Source organism: Pseudoalteromonas sp. S4492 (genome assembly GCF_005886115.1).
In the GTDB taxonomy this organism is placed as follows: Bacteria; Pseudomonadota; Gammaproteobacteria; order Enterobacterales; family Alteromonadaceae; genus Pseudoalteromonas; species Pseudoalteromonas gelatinilytica.
Genome location: NZ_PNCP01000252.1, coordinates 1 through 372, shown reverse-complemented (window position 1 = coordinate 372; position 372 = coordinate 1). Strand labels below are relative to the sequence as shown.

At 47.8% G+C, this 372-nt stretch carries 1 pseudogene; it reads right to left on the bottom strand.

What is annotated here, in order from left to right:
• A pseudogene (locus tag CWC28_RS21505) lies at nt 1–372 on the bottom strand (BCCT family transporter); the annotation flags it as partial.

Genomic DNA, 372 nt, shown 5'->3' with positions numbered 1-372 from the left:
GCCAGACGAGTCCAGAGTATTGAGATGGAAGTAATACAGCACAGTGAACCAGGTAGCGATAGGAATGGACGGTAGTACAAGTATGGCTACAAGCACCTGCCAGGTTTTCAAACCACCCACAAAGCGTGACGTAAACTGACCAATCATGATGCTCCATGCGAACCACCAGAACAGGTAGAACTCGTGGACATCGTTCATTGGCAGAGCAAACTGATGAATATTGCCGAAATAGCTACCAATCAATGAAAGGGTCTTTACGAAGTCACCTGCTGTGCCATTCTCGCCAGTAAAGGCACCCAGCCACATCAAAACGATCAGTCCCAAAAACAGCCAGCTAGACGACAAACTAAGAGTACGTACAAAGCGGAGGCT